Here is a 4,106-nt window from a genome sequence, read left to right as displayed (position 1 = left end):
CAAGCTAAAGCCGCAGGAGATGAGCGGCGGCACGTTCAGCGTGTCCAACCTGGGCATGTTCGGCGTGGACAGCTTCTCGGCGGTCATCAACCCGCCGGAGGCCGCGATCCTGGCCGTCGGTGCGATGCGCCAGGAGCCGGTCGTGGTCGACGGCGAGGTCGAGGTGCGCAACCGCATCTCGCTGGAGCTGTCGGTCGACCACCGCGCCGTTGACGGTGCCGTGGGTGCCGCGTACCTGAAGGAGCTCGCGGAGATCCTCGAGCAGCCGATGCGCATCATCCTGTAGGTCCTGCCTGCGCATACTCCGGCGCCCCGGCCGCTGCGGCCGGGGCGTCCGTCGTGTCAGGGGCTGGGCACGTCAGATCAGGGGGACGTGGAAGTAGGAGGTCCGGCGGTGGAAGAGCCCGTCGGGTGAGGGTGTGAAGAAGTCGGCGAACTCCGCGCTCGCCGCGCTTCCGTCCTTGAGCGTCCCCTCGAAGGTGCCCCGGACGGCCACGGCCCCGTCCCCCTCCACCAGTTGGGTGATCTCGTGGCGGCCGTCGGCGATCACACGTTCCCCGCCGAAGAACGCCTCGATGCTCTCGCGGCCGACCATGGGTTCGTACCCGGGACGGCGGTACACGGCGTCCGGGGCGAACAGGGCGATGAGCCCGGGGACATCGTTGGCGTCGACCAGCGTGTAGTACCGGCGCACTCTCTCTGCGAATTCCGACATGCACGCTTCTTACCCCACGAAACGCCCACACCTCCTGACCGCCGGCAAACGGGACGGACCAGCCACGGTCCGACAACGGAACGTCACCCGGCCCGCTCCAGGACCCGGTCGGCCAGTTCCCCGTCACGCGCGACATGTGTGAGCCCGGAGGCGAAGGCGGCCATGCTGTCCCCCGGGACGAGCCGGCCGAGCTCCGCCTCGTCCCGGGGCAGCCCGACACGTCCGGCCCCCTTACGGGTGAGTTCGTCGGTGAAGGGACGCAACCACGGCCAGACGGCCTGTGCTTCACGGCAGAAGATCGACGCACCGGTCGGCCCCACGCCGGAGAACCCCTTCAGCCCGGACAGCAGCTCGGAACGTTCGTGGTCGGCCGCCAGACGGCGCAGGTCGCCCCGGTGGTCCTGCTGCACCTGCTCGGCACACTCACCGAGACGCGTCGCGGTGCTCTCGTCGTAGCGCACGTAGTGGCCTCTGCCCAGGGCATCGACGCGGTCCTGCCAGGTCAGCTCGGCCATGCCCCGCGGAGTGGTACCTCCCGCGGTGTTGAGCTCCCGCGCGGCGTCCATCGCGATGCGGGCGGAGATCGGCGCGGACAGCAGGTTCACCAGAACCAACATCTGCCACAGCGCAGCGGGTTTGTCGCCCATTCTGATCCCGGCCTCGGAGGCCAGGGTGGTCCCGGCCTCCTCAAGTACGGACCGGGCGATGGTGCTCTGTTCGGCCATGAGGGCCCCCGTGAGGTCGACGGTTCCCTGCGGACCTGCCTGCGCCCGTGTCCTGCGCGGGGCGGGCCTGTTTTCCCGGCCCTACCCGCCTCTCGTCCCACCACACGGTCACAGGGCTGTGCACAGCAGGAACGCCCCGGCCTCGATGGCCGGGGCGTTCGGGTGTCGGGCGGATGTCAGGCGGTGCCCGTTCCGGGGCCGAAACCGGGGCTCGCACCGGGAGCCCCTCCGGGACCCGAACCGGGAGCTCCGGGAGCGCCGGGCCCACCGGGCTCGCCCGGCGGGGGTTGGGCGACGTTGCTGTGCTGGCCGTTGCTGGGCGGGCCGCTGTGGCGCGCGCCCTTGTCGATCCCGATCAGCCGGTTCAGGTGCCGCTTGCGCCCGAGCACGAACCAGGCCACCGCGCCCAGGACCGGGTACCAGAGGATCACCAGCACCCACAGGAGCTTCCCGCCACCGGTGGTGTCGGGGTTGATCAGGGCCGAGATGACGGCGGCGATGACCAGCACGAGGACGGCCAGGGCGATCACCGCCATGATCACCCCGAAGAGCACGCCCACCCAACCGAATTCCGGCCTGTCCATGGTGTCTGCGAGTTGTGTGACCATGTCTCCCCCAAACATGAAGTACCCGTATAGTCACTCAGGGTAATTCACACCCCTCGAGAGACACCCCTGCCGCGGGGTTCGGGCGTTTCGCCTGACCGAACTCAGGCCAGGCCGGAGCGCACAGCGTAGATGGCCGCCTCGGTCCGGGAGTGCACCTGGAGCTTCTCCAGCAGGTTGCGCACGTGGTTCTTCACGGTGTTCTCGGTGATGAACAGCCGCGCCCCGATCTCCCGGTTGTTCAGCGAATGGGCCAGCAGGCGCAGGACCTCGGTCTCGCGCGGGGTCAGCTCCGGTACCGCTTGGGGCTGCGGTGCGGTGTTCTCCTGTTTGGCAAGTTCGGCGAACTCCCCGATGAGCTTGGTCGCCATGGAGGGGTTCACGGTGGAGCGTCCGGAGGCGATCTGGCGCACGACGCCGGCGAGGTCGGTCACCCCGATCTCCTTGAGGAGGTAGCCGGTCGCCCCCGCTTTGAGCGCGTCGAAGAGGTCGGATTCCTCGTCACTCATGGTGAGCATGATGAAGCGGGTGTCCGGGGTGGTACGCCGAATCTGCTGGCACGCGTCGATACCGCCGGCGCCCGGCATCATCACGTCCATGATGATCACGTCGGGCCTGAGCTCGCCGGCCAGGCGCACGGCCTCTTCACCGGTCCCGGCCTCGCCGAGCACGTCGATGTCCTTCTCGTCGTCCAGCACGGAGACCATGCCGCGGCGGAAGAGAGCGTGGTCGTCGACCACCAGGACGCGGATGGCCTCGGGGTCCGAGGCGGGTACGGGGTAGAGCCCAGCTGGCGCAGGGGGGTGGGGGCTCACGGCGGCGCCTTCCTACGTGTGGCTGTCGACCATTCTCCCAGGAGGTGCCTCGCCTCTACCCGGCGCGGTTCCGGGGAGGCAGGGGATCGGCGTGGGCACCCGGGGCGCCCTGGTGGTCGGGGGGCTCGGGGGAACCGGGGCAGGGGCGATTCCGACCGCTCGGCATCGTGGGCCTCCGTGTCTGTGGGTTCGAGGGCAGTTTCCCACAGTGCACGCGATTACGGTACGTACTCGCCAGTATTCCCCCGACAGGTACTTGGTGGGCTCCGCGCCGGGTTTGTCAGGGGAGTGCCCCGGGGTCGTGCTGCCCCGGCGTTTACCATGTGCCCTGTGTGCTCGGACAATTACAGAACCGAGGAGCGACGATCCCTGCGTTCCCGCAGCTCAGAACCGGTTCCCCACCACCCCCCGTCACGGACCCATCGTCACCTACTTGCCAGTAGGGGCTTCTACCAGGGCTTTTGGCTGCTTTACTGGGAACATGGGCGAGCTTCGGCGATCTGACAGGTTCACTCACGACCCCCCGACGACGGGCCCCCTCAGAGCCACACCCGCGGCCGGGCCGACGGCCGTCGGGAACACGTGAGCCGTGGAGAGGCAACCACGCTACGTCTGGCTCGCCGAGCAACTCCGGCGCCCCATCCAGCGCGGTGAGATCACCCCCGGAACCCGTCTACCCTCCCGCACCCGACTCGCCCGCCGGTACCGCGTCAGCGAACAGGTCTCCCGTGCCGCCCTTCGCCTCCTGGCCACCGAAGGCGTGGTCGAGGCCCGCCGCGGCGCCGGGTACTTCGTGCCCGACCACCCGGTGGGACACCGCATCCTGCGCACCGACACCGGCTCCGTCCAGGGCCTGGGCGGGCTCCGTCGCGAGATCGTGGGCACCGAACAGCAGCGCGGCCAACCATCCGTGTGCACCCGCCTGCGCCTGCGCCAGGACGAACCAGTCTACCTGACCACCGCACGCGGCATGACCCTGGACCGCCCCGTCGCCCTGCACCTTTCGTGGGAACCGGCGCTCATCACCACCGGAACCCTGCACACACCCTTCGACGCCGAGCCCGGGCAGAGCACGATCTCCCGGCTCGAAGCGGTGGGCCGCCCGGTCGACGGGGTCGTGGAGGAGGTGTGTCTGCGCGCGCTGAAGGAGATCGAGGCCGACCTCATGCACGCGACCCCGGGTGTTCCGGTGCTGGTCGTAGAGCGCACCCACTACTCGCGCGGGCGTCCCGTGGAGACCTCCGAC

Annotated in this window: 6 protein-coding genes; 2 read left to right on the top strand and 4 right to left on the bottom strand. The window is 69.5% G+C overall.

The features are described from left to right. Window positions 1-286: 2-oxo acid dehydrogenase subunit E2 (locus D474_RS0114335; RefSeq protein ID WP_161628685.1), on the top strand; the 286-nt coding region annotated here is incomplete at its 5' end. Window positions 287-358: 72 nt separating this feature from the next. Here D474_RS0114335 and D474_RS0114330 read toward each other — a convergent pair. From D474_RS0114330 to D474_RS0114315, 4 genes are all read right to left on the bottom strand, one after another. After that, window positions 359-715 (bottom strand): nuclear transport factor 2 family protein, encoded by a 357-nt coding sequence (locus D474_RS0114330; protein WP_017614243.1) that lies wholly within the window; start codon window positions 713-715, stop codon window positions 359-361. Between the two features lie 83 nt (window positions 716-798). Next, window positions 799-1,440 carry a hypothetical protein gene (locus D474_RS0114325; protein WP_017614242.1) on the bottom strand — a complete coding sequence of 214 codons (642 nt, stop codon included), beginning with the start codon at window positions 1,438-1,440 and terminating at the stop codon, window positions 799-801. Between the two features lie 176 nt (window positions 1,441-1,616). Continuing rightward, window positions 1,617-2,048 (bottom strand): PLD nuclease N-terminal domain-containing protein, encoded by a 432-nt coding sequence (locus D474_RS28785; protein WP_017614241.1) that lies wholly within the window; start codon window positions 2,046-2,048, stop codon window positions 1,617-1,619. Window positions 2,049-2,149: 101 nt separating this feature from the next. After that, window positions 2,150-2,860 carry a response regulator gene (locus D474_RS0114315; RefSeq protein WP_017614240.1) on the bottom strand — a complete coding sequence of 237 codons (711 nt, stop codon included), beginning with the start codon at window positions 2,858-2,860 and terminating at the stop codon, window positions 2,150-2,152. A 589-nt stretch (window positions 2,861-3,449) separates the two neighbouring features. On the opposite strand from D474_RS0114315, the gene D474_RS0114305 reads away from it, so the two are divergent. After that, window positions 3,450-4,106, top strand: a 657-nt coding sequence (locus D474_RS0114305; RefSeq protein ID WP_017614239.1) for a GntR family transcriptional regulator, incomplete at its 3' end; no start/stop codon positions are given.

The sequence above is a fragment of the Nocardiopsis salina YIM 90010 genome (assembly GCF_000341025.1).
GTDB lineage: Bacteria > Actinomycetota > Actinomycetes > Streptosporangiales > Streptosporangiaceae > Nocardiopsis > Nocardiopsis salina.
This window is presented reverse-complemented; position numbering and strand designations above follow the sequence as displayed.